Annotated in this window: 15 protein-coding genes and 1 other RNA gene; 3 read left to right on the top strand and 13 right to left on the bottom strand. The window is 40.1% G+C overall.

Annotation, left to right across the window (positions count from 1 at the left end; genetic code table 11):
• Nucleotides 1–64: 64 nt before the first annotated feature.
• The 5 genes from ACI48O_RS06400 to ACI48O_RS06420 form a co-directional block, all read right to left on the bottom strand.
• Entirely contained in the window at nucleotides 65–1,240 is a 1,176-nt protein-coding gene (locus ACI48O_RS06400) for an ABC transporter permease (protein ID WP_435560908.1), read from the bottom strand.
• The gene (locus ACI48O_RS06405; protein WP_435560909.1) at nucleotides 1,237–1,938 is read right to left on the bottom strand and encodes an ABC transporter ATP-binding protein; all 702 of its coding nucleotides are present in this window, start codon (nucleotides 1,936–1,938) and stop codon (nucleotides 1,237–1,239) included. Before ACI48O_RS06405 ends, ACI48O_RS06400 begins: the two co-directional genes overlap by 4 nt.
• Entirely contained in the window at nucleotides 1,935–2,978 is a 1,044-nt protein-coding gene (locus ACI48O_RS06410; protein ID WP_435560910.1) for an efflux RND transporter periplasmic adaptor subunit, read from the bottom strand. The genes ACI48O_RS06405 and ACI48O_RS06410 overlap by 4 nt, the downstream gene beginning before the upstream one ends.
• A gap of 282 nt (nucleotides 2,979–3,260) precedes the next feature.
• Nucleotides 3,261–4,214 carry a DUF4405 domain-containing protein gene (locus ACI48O_RS06415; protein WP_435561041.1) on the bottom strand — a complete coding sequence of 318 codons (954 nt, stop codon included), beginning with the start codon at nucleotides 4,212–4,214 and terminating at the stop codon, nucleotides 3,261–3,263.
• Between the two features lie 382 nt (nucleotides 4,215–4,596).
• Nucleotides 4,597–4,788: a hypothetical protein gene (locus ACI48O_RS06420; protein ID WP_435560911.1), complete on the bottom strand. Its 192-nt coding sequence runs from the start codon at nucleotides 4,786–4,788 to the stop codon at nucleotides 4,597–4,599.
• Between the two features lie 299 nt (nucleotides 4,789–5,087).
• Here ACI48O_RS06420 and ACI48O_RS06425 point away from each other — a divergent pair, with 299 nt between their 5' ends.
• Entirely contained in the window at nucleotides 5,088–5,780 is a 693-nt protein-coding gene (locus ACI48O_RS06425) for an SDR family NAD(P)-dependent oxidoreductase (RefSeq protein WP_435560912.1), read from the top strand.
• Between the two features lie 60 nt (nucleotides 5,781–5,840).
• Here the strand turns inward: ACI48O_RS06425 and ACI48O_RS06430 are convergent, their stop codons facing one another.
• From ACI48O_RS06430 to ACI48O_RS06440, 3 genes are all read right to left on the bottom strand, one after another.
• The gene (locus tag ACI48O_RS06430) at nucleotides 5,841–7,784 is read right to left on the bottom strand and encodes a CoA-disulfide reductase (RefSeq protein WP_435560913.1); all 1,944 of its coding nucleotides are present in this window, start codon (nucleotides 7,782–7,784) and stop codon (nucleotides 5,841–5,843) included.
• A 270-nt stretch (nucleotides 7,785–8,054) separates the two neighbouring features.
• A complete protein-coding gene (locus ACI48O_RS06435; protein WP_435560914.1) occupies nucleotides 8,055–8,954 on the bottom strand; it encodes a peroxiredoxin family protein in 900 nt (299 codons plus the stop codon).
• A 208-nt stretch (nucleotides 8,955–9,162) separates the two neighbouring features.
• The gene (locus tag ACI48O_RS06440; RefSeq protein ID WP_435560915.1) at nucleotides 9,163–9,396 is read right to left on the bottom strand and encodes a glutaredoxin family protein; all 234 of its coding nucleotides are present in this window, start codon (nucleotides 9,394–9,396) and stop codon (nucleotides 9,163–9,165) included.
• Nucleotides 9,397–9,731: 335 nt separating this feature from the next.
• Here ACI48O_RS06440 and ACI48O_RS06445 point away from each other — a divergent pair, with 335 nt between their 5' ends.
• Nucleotides 9,732–10,040 (top strand): LAGLIDADG family homing endonuclease, encoded by a 309-nt coding sequence (locus ACI48O_RS06445; protein WP_435560916.1) that lies wholly within the window; start codon nucleotides 9,732–9,734, stop codon nucleotides 10,038–10,040.
• Nucleotides 10,041–10,473: 433 nt separating this feature from the next.
• Here the strand turns inward: ACI48O_RS06445 and ssrA are convergent.
• The 5 genes from ssrA to secG form a co-directional block, all read right to left on the bottom strand.
• Nucleotides 10,474–10,809: a transfer-messenger RNA gene (gene ssrA, locus ACI48O_RS06450) on the bottom strand.
• A gap of 236 nt (nucleotides 10,810–11,045) precedes the next feature.
• Nucleotides 11,046–11,513, bottom strand: coding sequence for an SsrA-binding protein SmpB (gene smpB, locus ACI48O_RS06455; protein ID WP_435560917.1), 468 nt, complete (start codon nucleotides 11,511–11,513; stop codon nucleotides 11,046–11,048).
• A gap of 100 nt (nucleotides 11,514–11,613) precedes the next feature.
• Complete coding sequence (rnr, locus tag ACI48O_RS06460; protein ID WP_435561042.1) at nucleotides 11,614–13,929, bottom strand: ribonuclease R; 2,316 nt, start codon at nucleotides 13,927–13,929, stop codon at nucleotides 11,614–11,616.
• Nucleotides 13,930–14,005: 76 nt separating this feature from the next.
• Nucleotides 14,006–14,752 (bottom strand): alpha/beta hydrolase, encoded by a 747-nt coding sequence (locus tag ACI48O_RS06465; protein ID WP_435560918.1) that lies wholly within the window; start codon nucleotides 14,750–14,752, stop codon nucleotides 14,006–14,008.
• 328 nt (nucleotides 14,753–15,080) lie between these two features.
• Entirely contained in the window at nucleotides 15,081–15,314 is a 234-nt protein-coding gene (gene secG / locus ACI48O_RS06470; RefSeq protein ID WP_435560919.1) for a preprotein translocase subunit SecG, read from the bottom strand.
• A gap of 291 nt (nucleotides 15,315–15,605) precedes the next feature.
• On the opposite strand from secG, the gene ACI48O_RS06475 reads away from it, so the two are divergent.
• Nucleotides 15,606–16,529, top strand: a complete 924-nt coding sequence (locus tag ACI48O_RS06475) for a nuclease-related domain-containing protein (protein WP_435560920.1) — start codon at nucleotides 15,606–15,608, stop codon at nucleotides 16,527–16,529.
• The last annotated feature ends 51 nt before the right edge of the window (nucleotides 16,530–16,580 follow it).

Below are 16,580 nucleotides of genomic sequence, written 5' to 3' on the forward strand. Positions count from 1 at the left end.
GTTTGCCTCTCTTTCTGTAAAGGTTTGTGTATTTGAAAAGGCCTCTATAATCAGAGGCCTGTTCTTATTGGTATCTCAACGCCTCCAATGGGCTTAAATTAGCTGCCTTATTCGCAGGGAAGATTCCGAACACAACACCGATAAAGACCGAGAAGCCAACAGCGATTCCGACTGTCCACCACGAGATGGACACAGCATAATCCATCGTTGTTGAAAGAATTTCTGCACTCCCAATACCAATCAGAACTCCGAGAACTCCGCCGATTCCACTTAGTACAATCGATTCAATTAAGAACTGACCAAGTATATCCTTCTTCTTCGCTCCGATTGCTTTCCGAATTCCAATCTCTCTCGTTCTTTCTGTCACGGAAACTAGCATGATATTCATAATACCAATTCCGCCAACAATAAGAGATATTCCGGCTATTCCAGCTAGAAGCATCGTCATTGTATCCGTAACAGACGTTAATGCCTCCGCGATATCAGATTGATTTCGAACACTGTAGCTCGTATCATCTCCACCAAATTGGATATATAAAGTCCGTTCCATCTTAGCCATACCTAAATCAACTGCGTCCTCTGAGCTCATCTTCACATCAGCAGAAGTAACGACTGTCTGCCCGAAAAAGCGCTGAGCAGTTGTAAACGGAATCAACACTTGGTCATCGACAGAGCCTTGAAGTTCATCCCCCTCCTCTGCAAGTACACCCACAACGATGAAGGTTGTCCCATCAATTTTAACCTCTTTATCAATCGGATTGGTAAATCCAAATAATTCTGTTGCAACATTTGACCCTAGGACAACTACCTTATTACGGTTATCCTGATCAATTTGCAAGAGAAATCTGCCTGATTTCATTGACGTATCTTCGACTGTCTCAAAGAAAAGCGTTACCCCTTGAATGGTAATATCGTCCGAGCTTGTGGTACCATTGGCAACTGTACCACTTCCTGAGGTAGTCGGTGAAACAGCCTCTACCTCTGACAGGTCCTCAAATTCCATTAAATCATCATACGTTACAACTTCCTCCTCAGAGTTTCCAGACAAATTAATCGAAACCTTGGTCGTACCTAACCCAGAAATATCATCAGAAACAGATTGTGATGCACCTTGCCCTAACGAGACAAGAGCGATAACCGCTGAAATACCAATAATGATTCCAAGCATCGTTAACATCGAACGAAGCTTATTTGAGCGGATATTTTTAAAGGCAATTTTTAATGCTTGACCAAATTTCAATGGTAAACAACCTCCTTCCCTTCTAAAATATGACCATCATGGATGTGAATTACTTTTTTTGCTTGCTTGGCGATATCTAGATCATGTGTAATCAAAATAATCGTGTGTCCTACTTTATTTAGATCCTTCATTAAATTCAATACTTCTGCACCGGTTTTACTATCGAGAGCGCCAGTGGGCTCGTCTGCGAGCAGAATCGGCGGGTTTCCCGCAAGGGCACGGGCAATCGCTACCCGTTGCTGCTGTCCACCTGAAAGCTCTGTCGGGCGATGATTTGCCCTGCCCTCTAACCCAACTTTTTTTAAAGCATCCATGACAATTTCTTTTCTTTCTTTGGCGTGAAGCCCACGATAGATAAGCGGCAATTCAACATTTTCATAAGCTGTCTGCTTCGGCAAAAGATTGAAGGATTGAAAAATAAAGCCGATCTTTTGGTTGCGAACATAAGCCAGCTGTTTATTTTTTAACGAGTATACATCTTTTCCATCCAAGTGGTATTCTCCAGAATCGGGAACATCCAGACAACCAATCATGTTCATAAGAGTGGACTTTCCTGAACCGGATGGGCCAATAATGGCGATGAAATCACCATTATTAACCGAAAAACTGACATCATCCAAGGCTTTTAATGTTTCCCCACCCATTTGATAATACTTCTTTAAATTCTTTATTTCGACGATTCGCTGCTCCTCCATCATTGACTGTCGCCTCCTTGGCTAGAACGGTCTCCAGGAGGCATTCCACCTTGTGGTGCTTGCCCCATGTCACCAGTTGAGAAGAAGCTATTCCCATTCTGATTTCCATTGCTGCTATTGCTGCTATCTGAGTTTAACGATGGAAGCACCACTGTATCTCCTTCTGCAAGTCCACTTACAATTTCCACAACTGTTGCATTTTGAAGCCCGATTTCGATTGTTTGTTTGGTTGTTTGAATTGATGTTGATGAGCTATCATCTGTTGTTGTTGCAGTACTCTCATTTTGATCAGTTGTTTCAGCTGTCGTTTGGTTATCTGACGGAACAAGCACGTAATATCCATCATCCTGCTTTTGTACCGCTGCGACTGGAACTGTAACAATATTTTCTTTCTTTTCTGTTGTGATCGTTGCTTCTGCTGTCATTCCAACCTTAATTCCTGTTGGTTCATTGATGGTAAGGTTTACTTTATATTTAGCAACGGAACTGCTTGAGTCGGAGTTTGCTTCTTTTGCAACACTTGTAACCGTACCAGTAAATTCGCTGTCAGGAAGAGCACTTACATCAATATTAGCGGTTTGTCCAACCTGAACCTTATCAATGTCCAATTCATCAATGTTTACAATCATTTCTAAATTGCTATAATCGGTCACTTCAATTAATTCTGCACCCATCTGGACTGTGCCATCTTCTTCAACGTTTAAAGTTGTAATTTCTCCTGCAAATGGCGCTGTGATAGGATCTAATTGATCATCTTCAAATGTAATCAGTTCGTCCCCTGCCGCAACTGTATCTCCTGCTGCAACTAAAACCTCGTCTACTGTTGCATTTCCTTCAGAAGTGAGCATTTCTTTATTGATCGATGAAATATTACCGGTCCCGCTCACCGTAACCTCGATCGTTCCTGTTTCTGCCGTAGCTGTTTGAGTCTGTGTTTTTGGCGTTGTATTTTCCTGAGTATCATTATGATAGTAGCTGTACGCCACTGCACCCCCTCCAATTAAGACGATCATAACAACAATGCTTATTAACCATTTTTTCATTATTTCTCTTCCTTTCTTTTCAATTTATATCATACAAATAAATAGCGATAATCTTTCATCATCCTTGTCTAGCTTTTTATGTTGCTCCCTACCTACAAACATAGAATAAACGTCCAATGTGTCAGGAAGATGTCAGGGATTATTTTTTTAGGCTTTGTTAAATTTGTCTGTTGATTTCCGCTTCAGGTGCTCGCTTTCCGCTCCAATCAACATTACGTTTAACAAAGTTTTTCGAAAATAAAAAAGGCTACTTCCTTTTTCTTGGAAGATAGCCTTTTGTGATTATATGACTGCTTTTGATTTTCTTCTTATTTTAATTTTGCCTAAATAATGTGTCAGGATCGCGAACACGGACATGATGCTAAAATAGGTAAGCAGCACTTCGAAAACATTGGAACTCCCTCCGTGTTCTCCTCCCATTTTTCCATTTGGTGTAGCAGGCATGTCTCCACTTGTATGTGTTTTTCCAGTTTGATCGGTGCTGATGTCTCCGCTTGCTGTCTGACTATCAGTTTGCTCAGATGTTGCGTTATCATTATCTTGGAAATCACCATTCGGCGGGGTCGGTCTTTCACCATCGAATCCTTCTGGCGGCTGCCCATTTTGACTAAAGTCTCCTCTTACAAAGTCTCCATCCCCCATCTGCCCTTGCTGTGTTGTGGACGAAAACAGACTAGCAGACTGGGCTACCCTATTCCCAAAACCTGTTGCGTACATCTCATATACACCAAAAAGTAACAGTAAAACTGTAATCATCTTTGCCGTAAAACCTAGTATTTTTGATGAAGACTTAATGTTAAAAACTTTTTTAAACATATTTATGACCCACTGCCAGTGTAGTCCTACATGAACGGCAACGATAATTAGGGTGAGATAAGAAACGGTCAAATGCAGCATTTTCATCCATTGTTCATTTCCGATAGTAAGATTAGGAAAAACAACCCTGGAGATCAATATCCCGGTTACAATAATCGTTGTCATCGTGATGAGCAACAGCAAATTTAATAAATAATTTAGCTTAGTCTTCCATGGCAGCTTCCGGTCAAAGAGCTTCAAGGTTACATTTTTTACCCAGTTAAGATTAAGTAGGACGTGCGCTAGAAAAGCACCAACTATGACCAAACCAGCAATCTCATGGAATGCCAGTCCACCGAGCACATTTTTATTGTAAAATAATGCAAAGGTTACACCGATTAAAATATCGAGTGTGAATTTTATATATGGAATTTTTTTCATCAATCATCAATCTCCTTATAAATAGTTGTAGGTAGGGGATTGATTCATGTATAAGAATAGGATAACGAAAATCTATGAATAAACTATAACCAAATCGATAACAAAATAATAATATTTGACTCTTTCCTATTAGCCATGGCTGTGTTAAAGAACATTGTTGATTGGAGCGGAAGGTGCGAGACTCCTGCGGGAGCAGCGGGATAGGTGAGACCCCACAGGAGCGATAGCGACGAGGAGGCTTACCGCCCGCCCCGCGCGGCGCTGAGCACCTGTAGCGGAAATCAACAGACAAATTTAACAAAACTTGACCTCAAAAAACCTCATTTCCTTGTTAGTGAAGGAAATGAGGCTCTTTTGAATGAAATATATAATTTAGAAAAAATTATTGCCAATGCGGTGATTTTCCTAGCTCTACCAGTGCCCAAATTACGTTAAACATGAAAATGCCAATGGCGATTGGAATGGCGATTAGGACCGTTCTGCCGATTTTTTGTTTGATTACAGCTAGATAATATCCGCTATAGAACAAAGTTATACAAGCAAGAACAAGCATGGCCACCAAAACGATATACATGAAAAAAACTCTCCCCTTAATAATAATTTTAAGCGCCTAATTCAATAAAGAATAAATAATGTCCGGTGCTAATGCGTTTGAATTATACCCCTCATCCTATTATATAGCGATTCATTGCAAAATTTAAATAATTTTGTATTATTTTTTAAATTACACTACTCCCATTGTATTAACCTCTAAAGCGCAAGGTTATGGAATCTTGAATTATCGTTTTCAGAATTTATTGACTTTTATTTGATTGTGTTATACATTAGTAAACACATAGGAATTATGATAATTCAGACTGAGGGGGAATGTGGATGAGCAGCTTAAAGGGTAAAGTTGTACTAATTTCTGGTGCGGGCAGTGGTTTAGGGAAGGAAACAGCACTTGCTTTTGCAAAAGCCGGAGCAAACCTTGTAATATGTGGACGAGTTTATGCAAAGCTGGAACAAGTTGAACAATTGATCACCAGTCAGTACGATGTTAAAGTTTTACCTGTACGGGCTGATGTTTCATCGGAATCAGATGTTAAAATGCTGATCCAAGCTTCAGTTGCAAAGTTCCAAAAAATTGATGTGTTAATCAATAACGCTGCCGTTTTCCAACAGTATCATATCATTGATAGCCCACTGGACTCATGGGAATATCAAATTCATAATAATGCAACGAGTGTGTTTTTAATGATGCGCGAGGTTTTACCGGTTATGCGCAAACAGAAAGCAGGTCATATCATTAACATCACCTCCGGATTAGTCAGAGAGGGTGCAGGCAGCTTTGGCGCCTATGCCGCCAGTAAAGCAGCCATAGAAGCATTATCATTCTCGGTTGAAGACGAGGAACACAAAAACGGTATTCAAATCCATGTATTTAATCCTGGAGTGATGAAGACAAACTTGGCTACTGTTGGTGATGACCCAGCCAATGTGGCTCCACACTTAGTAACACTGGCACAAACAGATTCCAGCGGCGATAAAAAAGTCGCTGTCGTACCTGTGACCACTCAGAAATAAAAAGAAGGCAAAACCAAATTAGCTGGTTTTGCCTCTTTTTATTCGTCTGGTCAGCACTGCTTATTTTTTCTTAATCCAAAATTTAATTACTTTTTCACTTTGGTCCATTTTTAAAATACTATGACCACTTTTTCTTGCCCATGCCGGAATATCGTTCAAAGAACCTCTGTCTGTAACCTGAAGTTCAATGACTTTACCGCTTTCTAATGAGTCTATCCCTTTTTTCAGTTTAACGACAGGCATAGGACATGCTAAACCAGCAACATCCAATGTAACATCTGCTTGAATGTTATCATTACATTTAACAACCGTTTCACCTAGGTCATTGGTGGTTGTCTCGCAATCTTTGTCAATATTGGTTCCAAAAACGGAGGAGTAGGTTTTCCAGCCACCGTCCACATTTTTCACTTTGTATCCATTATTTTTTAGAATACGGCTTGCTAAATAGCCTCGTAAACCAACCTGACAGCTAACATAGATCGTTTGATCCTTTGAAAGCTCTGCTAATCTGTTTCGTAATTCATTTAACGGGATATTGATTGAACCTTCAATGAATCCAAATTCACGCTCCATTGGTTCACGAACATCGACTAAGACGCCGCCTGCTGCAACAATTCCATCAATTTCATGCCATTGAACATGCTCTAGCTCACCTTCGATAATGTTAGTGGCTACATAGCCAGCCATGTTGACAGGATCTTTTGCAGATGAAAATGGTGGAGCATAGGACAGCTCTAAATTCGTTAAGTCTTCAACCGTTAATCCACCTTTAATCGCTGTGGCAATCACATCAATTCGCTTATCTACACCGTCAGAACCAACGGCTTGCGCGCCGAAAATTTTACCTGTTTCTTTATCAAAAATTAATTTGAGAGCAATAGGTGCCGCTCCTGGATAGTAACCAGCATGTGAGCTTGGGTGAATATGAACCACTTCATATGGTACGCCTAAACGTTTTAACGTTTTCTCATTATTACCTGTAGCCGCCACAGCTAAGTCAAACACTTTCGCAATCGACGTCCCAAGCGTCCCTTGATATTTTTCATGTTTACCCATCATGTTATTGGCAGCAATTCGACCTTGACGGTTAGCAGGACCAGCAAGCGGGATCATCGCCTTTGTACCACTAATATAATCAACAACTTCAACAGCGTCACCAACAGCATAAATATCCTTATTAGAGGTTTGGAGGTATTCATTAATTAAAATCCCCCCGCGTTCTCCTAGGTCAAGACCCGCTGTTTTCGCCAATTCATTTTCAGGTCTTACACCGATGGAAAGAATCGTCATTTCCGTATGAATGATCGTCCCATCAGATAAGATTACTTGTTTTCCTTGGTCAGCAAATGACTGAACCCCATTTTCTAAAACTAAACGCACGCCCTTTTCTTTCAAATGTGCGTGTAAAATACTAGCCATTTCAAAATCAATTGGAGCCATAATTTGGTTGGACATTTCGATTAATGTTACTTCAATTCCTCGATCTACAAGGTTTTCAGCCATTTCAATCCCGATAAACCCTCCACCAATCACAACTGCCTTTTTCGGATTTTGCTGATCAACATAATTTTTGATTTTGTCAGTGTCGGGAATGTTTCTTAACGTAAACAATGTTTCGTTCTCATTTAAGCCAGGGATCGGCGGAACAATCGGTCTAGCACCTGGAGATAATAGCAGTTTGTCATACGTTTCTACGTAAACTTCCTCAGTTTGCAAATTTTTTATCGTTACGTTTTTGTGTTCAGGGTCTATGCTCAATACTTCACTTAAGTTGCGAATATCAATTTTAAAACGATCTGACATTCCTTTGACGGTTTGCACCAACAATTTGCTGCGATCTTTAATCGTTTCACCAATGTAATAAGGAAGCCCGCAATTGGCAAATGAAATATGCTCACCACGTTCTACAAGAATAATTTCTACATCTTCACTAATTCTTCTTAGCTTTGCTGCGGCAGTAGCTCCACCTGCAACTCCACCGACGATCACGACTTTTTTAGTCATAGTTGTTTCCTCCTTGTTGATGCTGATTAGAATTTATTTAAAAAGTTTGATTCCCTTAGAGTATGATGTTAAAGGATTTATCCATATACTCAATAGGGTATTTAAAAATCCAAAAAAATGTTAAAATGCCAGCACAACTATCGTCATTTCTTAAAAATATTGCAAAGCAGGTTTGGTTACATACCCCATTAGGTATATTGATATAATAATAAAATTTATGATTGGTGTCAACTGATTTTTTAATACTTAAGAAATGACGATGCTATTATCTTATTCAATACTAGCTACTATTTCTTCTAACATTTCTTGATCGATTGGCCCAACAATTTTTTTACGGATAATCCCATTTGAATCAATGATATAACTAGTCGGGATAGTAATAGCTTGATACATATCTGCTATGTCTCCATTTTCATCGAGGAGGATTGGGAAGGTCAGCTCATAATCCTTAATAAATTGAGAAATTTCGTTTTTGCCTTTTTCAGAAGTGGTCAAATTGACGGCTAGGATTTCTACCCGATTATTTTCTTGGTCTTGATAAAATCGTTCAACATGCGGCATTTCCGCTTTACAAGGCGGACACCAAGTAGCCCAGAAATTTAAAACAACCTTCTTGCCTTTTGAATCCGAAAGTTTTATTGCTTCCCCTTCTAATGTATCCAATTGGAAGTCTGGAGCCTTCTCTCCTTCTTGAATCCCGGTGTGCAGGTTGGTGGAGCGTTCTTGTTTTGAGCTCGATGTAAGAGCAGAGTCAGTTTGGAGAAAAAGTCCCGACACCACGTAATACATCCCCATAACAACTATGCTAAAAATTAACACGGTTTTTAACGCCATTATTTTAGGGACATCTATTTTCTTTATTTTATATATAAAATAAATGCCTGTTAGTAAAATGGCTACAATGAAACCTTTACTCCCACCCGTAAAATAAAGTAATGATAGCGGGCTTTTCCATACTAATTTAGGATCGAGAAGGATCAGACTGCCTTTCCAAAATATAAATCCCCAAAACAGGCTGTTCGTGACTAATTCGAAGATTTTTTTATTTATATGTTTTGGTTGTGAACGCTGCAACCAAATTTTTAAAACCAATAATCCTGTCAGAATCGCAACTCCTAAAACAAGCCATTTCAGCGAAATAGCAATAGAACCTAGTTGAAAGATCTTCATATCCAGCATCCTTTTTATAAAAATAAGAGACTATCGCTAGTCCCTTAAAAAAATTTTGATATCAACATAATGACTCCTACCAGGAGCCAAACCCAAACCCCAGGTCATATTGGCGGTATGACTCTCTTTTTTTGGGGTTCATTTTTGCTAATGCCTCAAGTATTATTTTGGCAATTATTCATATGCATCACCATTTTCGTTTATGTTTTTAATTCTTTAATGCCTGCATAATATTTTGTGGATCATATCCTAAAATCCATTTTCCATTGATCTCTGTTTGGGGTACACCCATTTGACCTGTTTTATTTACCACATACTCCATCATGCCTGGTGATGTTTCAACATTCACCTCTTTAAAAGGAATGTTTTGATCTGCTAAAAAGTTCTTTAACATTACACAATATGGACAACGATTGGTCGTATAAACAGTAACTGAATTCATATTTATTTCTCCTTTATACATATTTTCTAATCGTCTTTCTATGCGCTATTTAGCCGTTAGGAAGCGATTAGTAGTATTTTGATTTAAGGATATATTATACCCTGGTGGGTATGAAGTCAATTGAAATGTTTTATTTTTAAGAAAGCTACCCTTTAAAGAAGATATTACTATATACCTATTCAATCAATGAGTAACAAGATTAGGAACGTTTGTTCTGTTTCGTGATAAACTATTATAAAGGAACGTATTTTATTATTTGTTTTTATAACAATATCTAAGGAATAAAAACACACTATGCATAGATGTTTAACACCTTTATTAAGGGGGAATTTAGAGTGGAAAAATGGGAGGCAGCCTATGTAGCTGGAATTATTGATGGAGAAGGAAGTATAACCTTAACAAGAATGCACGGACAAGAATTTCGCAGACCTTGTATTTCTATTGCATCAACAGATCTGGAACTCCTCCTTTATATTCAGTCCTTAACAGGTGGAGTAATTAATAATAAAAAAAATTATAATCCCGAAAAACACAAGAATTCATTTACCCTTTATATCAAAAAAAAGAAAGACGTGATTGATACACTACAACATATTTCTCCATTTCTTAGAGTTAATAAAAAAGAAAGCGTGCAAACTGGATAATAGATAAATACGATACAGTGACGATAAGAAATGGCAAATATAACATTGACCAACTACAAATGAAAATTGACTTTGAAGAGAACTTTTTTAAAATATAAAAAAGACTAGCTACAATAGCTAGTCTTGTTATCCACCTATGTATGGTGGAGACGGTGGGACGTGCTGTTCCATGCTTTCGACATGGCACTGACTATATCTTGAACCTGAGTTTTCTTCAGGTCCCCTGGCGTCTTATGCGAAATATAAATTTTCCCCTTCAGGGCAGGATTTCGCATCCTAGTACTACCACTGTTGGCAGCCTATAAGTCGATACACGGCTGTTGAATTACTTCACATACCGCTCGGCATTGCCTTATCGCTTAGTTAGCGACTTAGGTTTCACCGATAAAGCCAGGTTTTCACTTGCGTGTTACCACACAAGGCGACTAATTACTAATCGAACCCACGTCCAGAAATATCGGCACTTAAGCTTCTACGAGTGTAGTCGGCATATTGGCGCTTCGCTGCATCTTTTGCCTACCGACAGGCGGCCGAGCAGCTAGTCTGGTTGTTCTCTTCCTTCATCCTCAGACGGTGGAATCCGGCGTAGCCTACTAAGAGTGAGTCCGCTACCCTACCACATAGGCGATGGAGGGGCGAACAGCTATGCAGTATTAAGCTGCGAAAGCTAAGTTATTGTTTGTTTTGCCAGTTATTGGCTTTGACGTTTTAACGAGGCCGATCCCCTCGACTCGCAACCTAAGCTCGAACTACCCCTGTCGAATCCGTAGCGTCCCCATGTTAGAAGGGTCAGTGTGCGATTAAGCTCACTTGACGTTAGGATTGCTCATTGAAAGTCTCGAGCAAAAGTTATCTCGTCACCTTAACTTGGTGACATTTATTATTATAACACAGCAAACTAGTTTTTCAATTGTAACTTCCTGGCTGTTCTGCCATGGCAACCTTTAACTTTATTTTCAATAGAAAAATAAAGAATGTTAAGCACCAAAGAAATCAAGCGCACCACTACATTTTTTGTCTTTCGCGGAAGGCACGCTCAATTTCACGCTTTGCTTCCTTCTGCTTTAAATCTTCCCGTTTATCGTATTTCTTTTTACCTTTTGCAAGACCAATTAACACCTTAGCAAATCCATTTTTTAGGTAAACCTTTAACGGAACGAGTGCATAGCCTGCTTCTTTCGTTTCACCAATCAAAGTATTAATCTGCTTTTTGTGAAGCAACAGCTTTCTTGTTCTTAGCGGATCATGATTATAGCGATTTCCCTGCTCATATGGGCTTACATGCATGCTATATAGAAACATCTCGCCATTATGAATTCTGGCGTATGAATCTTTTAAATTAACGCGTCCACCGCGGATCGATTTAATTTCAGTCCCTTGTAGCACAAGTCCCGCTTCATATGTTTCTTCGATGAAATAATCATGATATGCTTTTTTATTTTGCGCAACAACCTTGCCCTCACCTTTTGGCATTGGAATTCCCCCACTTTCTATCTCCCTATTGTAGCAAAAATCAGCGATAGCCTCAATGAAGTGAAAAAAGAGCCGGAAGGCACCGGCTCTTACCTATTTATTAACGGCGTTTCTTTTTACCCTCACGTTTAGCCTTTGCTGAGTTGTCATATGATTTCTTTTTCTTTTTTCTTCCGTTTTGCTGCCCTGAACGCGATGATGATGATGATGATGATGATGAAGATGAACCTTCAGGTCGGCCTTTTCCCTGGCGCGGTTTTCTTTGGTCACTGCCGGTTTTAAAGACCCGTGGTGAATCTGAACGTTCACGGCGCGGGGTACCCTTCATCCCGACAATTTCAAAATCAATCGAACGTTCGTCCTTATTAACATTAATAACACGAACGGTAATTTCGTCGCCAATTCTAAATACATTTCCGGTTCGTTCACCAATCATCGCGAAATGACGCTCATCAAAACGATAATAATCATCCGTCATATAACTGACATGAACGAGACCTTCGATTGTATTCGGCAGCTCGACAAACATCCCAAAATTGGTAACCGAGCTAATAATACCATCGTACTCTTCACCAATTTTATCGGCCATAAATTCTGCTTTCTTCAATTCATCTGTTTCTCGCTCGGCGTCAACGGCACGCCGTTCCATTTTTGAAGAATGCTCAGCAATATCTGGCATGCGGGCGTTCCACTTTTCCCTTGTCGTTTCATCTAATTTTCCTTCAATTAAATAAGTGCGAATTAAGCGATGGACAATTAAGTCAGGATAACGACGAATTGGTGAGGTGAAATGGGTGTAAAATTCAGTCGATAAACCGAAATGTCCTAAGCTGTCAGGGTTATATTTTGCCTGTTGCATCGAGCGAAGCATCACAGTTGAAACAACCATTTCCTCTGGCTTTCCTTGCACTTCTTCAATAATTTCCTGAAGCGCCCTTGGATGCACTGAGTTCGCCGTACCTTTAACGATATAACCAAAGTTTGTAATAAACTCGAAGAATCTTCGGAGTTTATCTTCCTTTGGATCCTCATGAATACGGTAAATAAATGGAACATCCATCCAGTGGAAATGCTCAGCAATCGTTTCGTTCGCAGCCAGCATGAACTCTTCAATAAGACGTTCCGCTACAGACCGTTCCCTAATCACAACATCTGTAGGCTTCCCTTCCTCATCAACGAGAACCTTTGCTTCTTTAAAATCAAAGTCGATTGCACCGCGCTGCATCCGTTTTTTACGTAATATTTCAGCTAAATCTTCCATTGTTTCAAACATTGGAATGAGCGGTTCGTATCTTTTAAGTAGCTCCTCATCCTTATCCATTAGGATGCGATTAACATCTGCGTACGTCATCCGCTCTGTTGTTTTAATAACACTTTGAAAAATTTCATGACCGACGACTTCACCATCTTCGGTGATTTCCATTGTACAAGAAAGGGTTAACCGGTCTACTTTAGGATTTAATGAACAAATCCCATTAGAAAGTCGATGGGGAATCATCGGAATTACCCGGTCCACTAAATAAACACTCGTTCCCCGATCCTCCGCTTCGCGGTCAATTGGCGACCCTTCTGTTACGTAATAGCTGACGTCCGCAATATGAACTCCTAGCTTATAGTTACCATTTTCAAGCTTCTCCACCTGAACAGCGTCATCAAGATCTTTCGCATCGGCACCATCAATGGTTACAATTACTTCATTACGAAGGTCGCGCCGGTTGGCAATCTCGCTTTCATCGATTGAATCCGGAGTCTGATTTGCTTGCTCCATGACATCTTCAGGAAAGGCAAGCGGCAATCCGTGTTTATGAATAACAGAGAGAATGTCGACACCTGGGTCGTTTTTATGACCTAGAATTTTAATAACTTCCCCTTCAGCACTTTTCCGTCCTTCAGGGTAAGTAGTTAGCTTCACAACAACCTTGTGCCCTTCAATCGCTCCCATTGACGCAGCCTTTGGAATGAAAATGTCGCTGGCGAACTTCTTATCATCCGGAATCACAAATCCAAAATGCTTGCTTTCGGTGTAGGTCCCAACAATCTGTTGAACGCCTCTTTCAACAATTCGGACAACCGTTCCTTCGCGACGCTGCCCGGAAGTAGCCGACGCTACCCGAACTAATACAATATCTCCGTGCATCGCCGTATTCGTTTCGTTCGGCGGGATAAAAATATCATCCATACCCGGTTCATCAGGAATCACAAACGCAAACCCTTTAGCATGTCCCGTTAATTTCCCACGAACTAAATTCATTTTTTCCGGAAGTCCATACCGGTTACTCCGTGTTCTAATAACCAGACCTTTTTCTTCCATTACTACTAGCGCTTTAACAAACTCTTTAAATGCCGAAGAATCTTCTATTCCAAAAGCCTCTTCAAGCTCCTGAACGGTAAGAGGCTTATACGCCTCATCCTTCATATACTGTAAAAGCCGGTCAATATGCTGCTGTATTTCTTCCACATGAATCCCTCCTTTTAAGAGATTTTTCTATTTTTTAATATTTCCAATCCAGTCTTTCTAAAAACTGAAAAATATCTTCATGCAATTGCTCACGTTCTTTATCGAGAGTAATAACATGTCCCGACTCTTCATACCACTTTATTTCTTTTATATGCGATTCGACCTCATTATAAATGATGTTCGCACTATTCGTGTTAATCATATGGTCGTGACGGGCCTGTACGACAAACGTGGGCGCATAAATCATATCAACATTTTCGCGAACTTCTGAGATTAAACCCTGCAGTGCTTTTAAAGTCTTCATTGGTGTTTTTTGATACTCATTCATTTCAATTTCGATTTGCTGCAGTGTTTTTCCTTCCCTCTGTTTATATTCGCGGGCATAGTCTAGGATTCCTTTATACATGATCTCTTCACTTTTTATGTACATCGGAGCACACATTGGCACAATTCCCTTTATAGGAACAGTGTAACCCAATTTTAAAGAAAATACGCCACCAAGCGATAAACCGGCCACCGCAATTTCCTCATAGCCCTTCGACTTTAACAGTTGATAGCCATCCATGACATCCTTCCACCAATCTTCCGGCCCTGTATGGACAAGTTCTTCGGGAGGAACACCATGTCCTTTATAAAGCGGCGCATGAGTAGTGTAGCCCTTTTTCTCCAAAAAACGGCCCAGCATGCGAACATCCGCTGTATTTCCAGTAAATCCGTGCAGCAATAACACCGCCCGATTCCCAGCTTCAAATGTAAATGGCTTTGACGTAACTAGTTTCATAAAAATACTCCTTATTCATAGATGAGGCAGCTTTCTTTTTAAAAGGCTGTGTTAAAGCTCAGTGTTGATTTTTTTACACAATGTTGATTGGAGCGGAAGGCGCTTGACTCCTGCGGGAGCAGCGGGACAGGTGAGACCCCACAGGAGCTTTAGCTCCGAGGAGGCTCACCGCCCGCCCCGCGGAAAGCAAGCGCCTCTCGCTGCAATCAACAGTCAAGTTTAACACAGCCTTTAAAAAAAGAATGTCCTTCCTATTATCAACATTTTCCAAGGGTCCAAGTCAATAAAAAAACCTGAGCCTTAATAAGGTCAGGTTTCACGTTTATGATTAAAGTTTGAAATATGTAACTAAAATCGTCAAAATGAAAAACAATACGGATAAAACAATGGTGATACGGTGGAGTATTAAATCGATCCCCCGTGCTTTCTGCTTCCCAAATAATTGCTCCGCGCCTCCGGAAATCGCTCCAGAAAGACCCGCGCTTTTCCCTGATTGAAGAAGTACAACCGCAATTAGACCGATACATACGATAACTAAAAGGGTAACCAATAATGCGTGCATGTAGTCCACCTCCTGAAAACCTTCAATTTGCAGTATGTTTAATGTACCATATTTTAGCCCCTTTCACAATAGCATATACCTTTACGAAAGCGTGAACAAATCGCGGTTTGGTCATGTTTTTTTATTTTTGATAACGTGAATCTGGAGGATTTTTTACGAAAAAGAAAGAAGTAATTAACACTCCTTAGAATTTTTTCACAAAAAACAAAAAAGGAGTTGGTCCACCTGAACACGATTAGGGAACGAACGCGCCCCCGCAAGCTATACTTTAATGAAGCCGCTATAAGGCGAATGCCCCCAAACCACCCGAAAATCCCCATCATTGAAGAAGACTCCCGCAAGAGAGAAGCTGGCTTTATCGGCGAGCAAAAACTAGATAGACTGTTAACGACACATCCTCAAAAAGATTACCACATGTTTAATGGCCTCCATTTAGGCAACAACAACGGCTCCACCTTTCAAATTGATTCCTTCATTTATTGCCCTAGATATTTCCTTATTACCGAAGTGAAGAACATGAATGGAGAATTGACGTTTGACCGACAAGCGGGTCAATTGATTCAGAGAGTAGATAATAAGCAGATTGGTTACGAAGATCCACTTCTGCAAGCGGAATTTCAGGTCAGGCAACTAAAAATTTGGCTTATCCAGAACGGTTTCCCTGTTCCCCCGATTGAACATCTTGTGATGATGAGTCATCAAAATTGTGTGTTGCGATTCTTGAATACTGATTCTCATGACCAATATCGAATCTGTCGAGGCCGACAAGTAATCTTTCGAATTGAGGATTTTGATGTGAAGTACAAGCACGACGTATTTACACCGGCCATGATGAGGAAATTGACGAAGCTTTTATTAAAAAAACATTTTGAACCTAGCTTTGATATTGAGAAAATTTATAGGATATCTCGTTCTGAGCTTTTGAACGGAGTTCATTGTCCGATTTGCAGGTTATTAGGAATGATTTATTATCAAGGCTGGTGGATTTGTCCGACGTGTGGATGCAAATCTAAGGATGCTTGGTTGCCTGCGCTGCGAGATTACTATCTTTTGCATGGACCATGGATCACAAATCAGCAGTTTCGGGAGTTTTTGGGGATAGAATCAGGCGATGTCGCTTATCAACACTTAAAAAAGCTAAATTTAAAAACTTCAGGCAACAACAAACAGCGATTTTATCACCTAACTTGGGATCTTTTTAATCAGTATGTGTAAGCTATCCGTGGATTTCGGTGGTTTATCCGTGGATTCTAGGGTTTAATCCGT

This window comes from Neobacillus terrisolis (assembly GCF_051233475.1).
Lineage (GTDB): Bacteria > Bacillota > Bacilli > Bacillales > Cytobacillaceae > Bacillus_BU.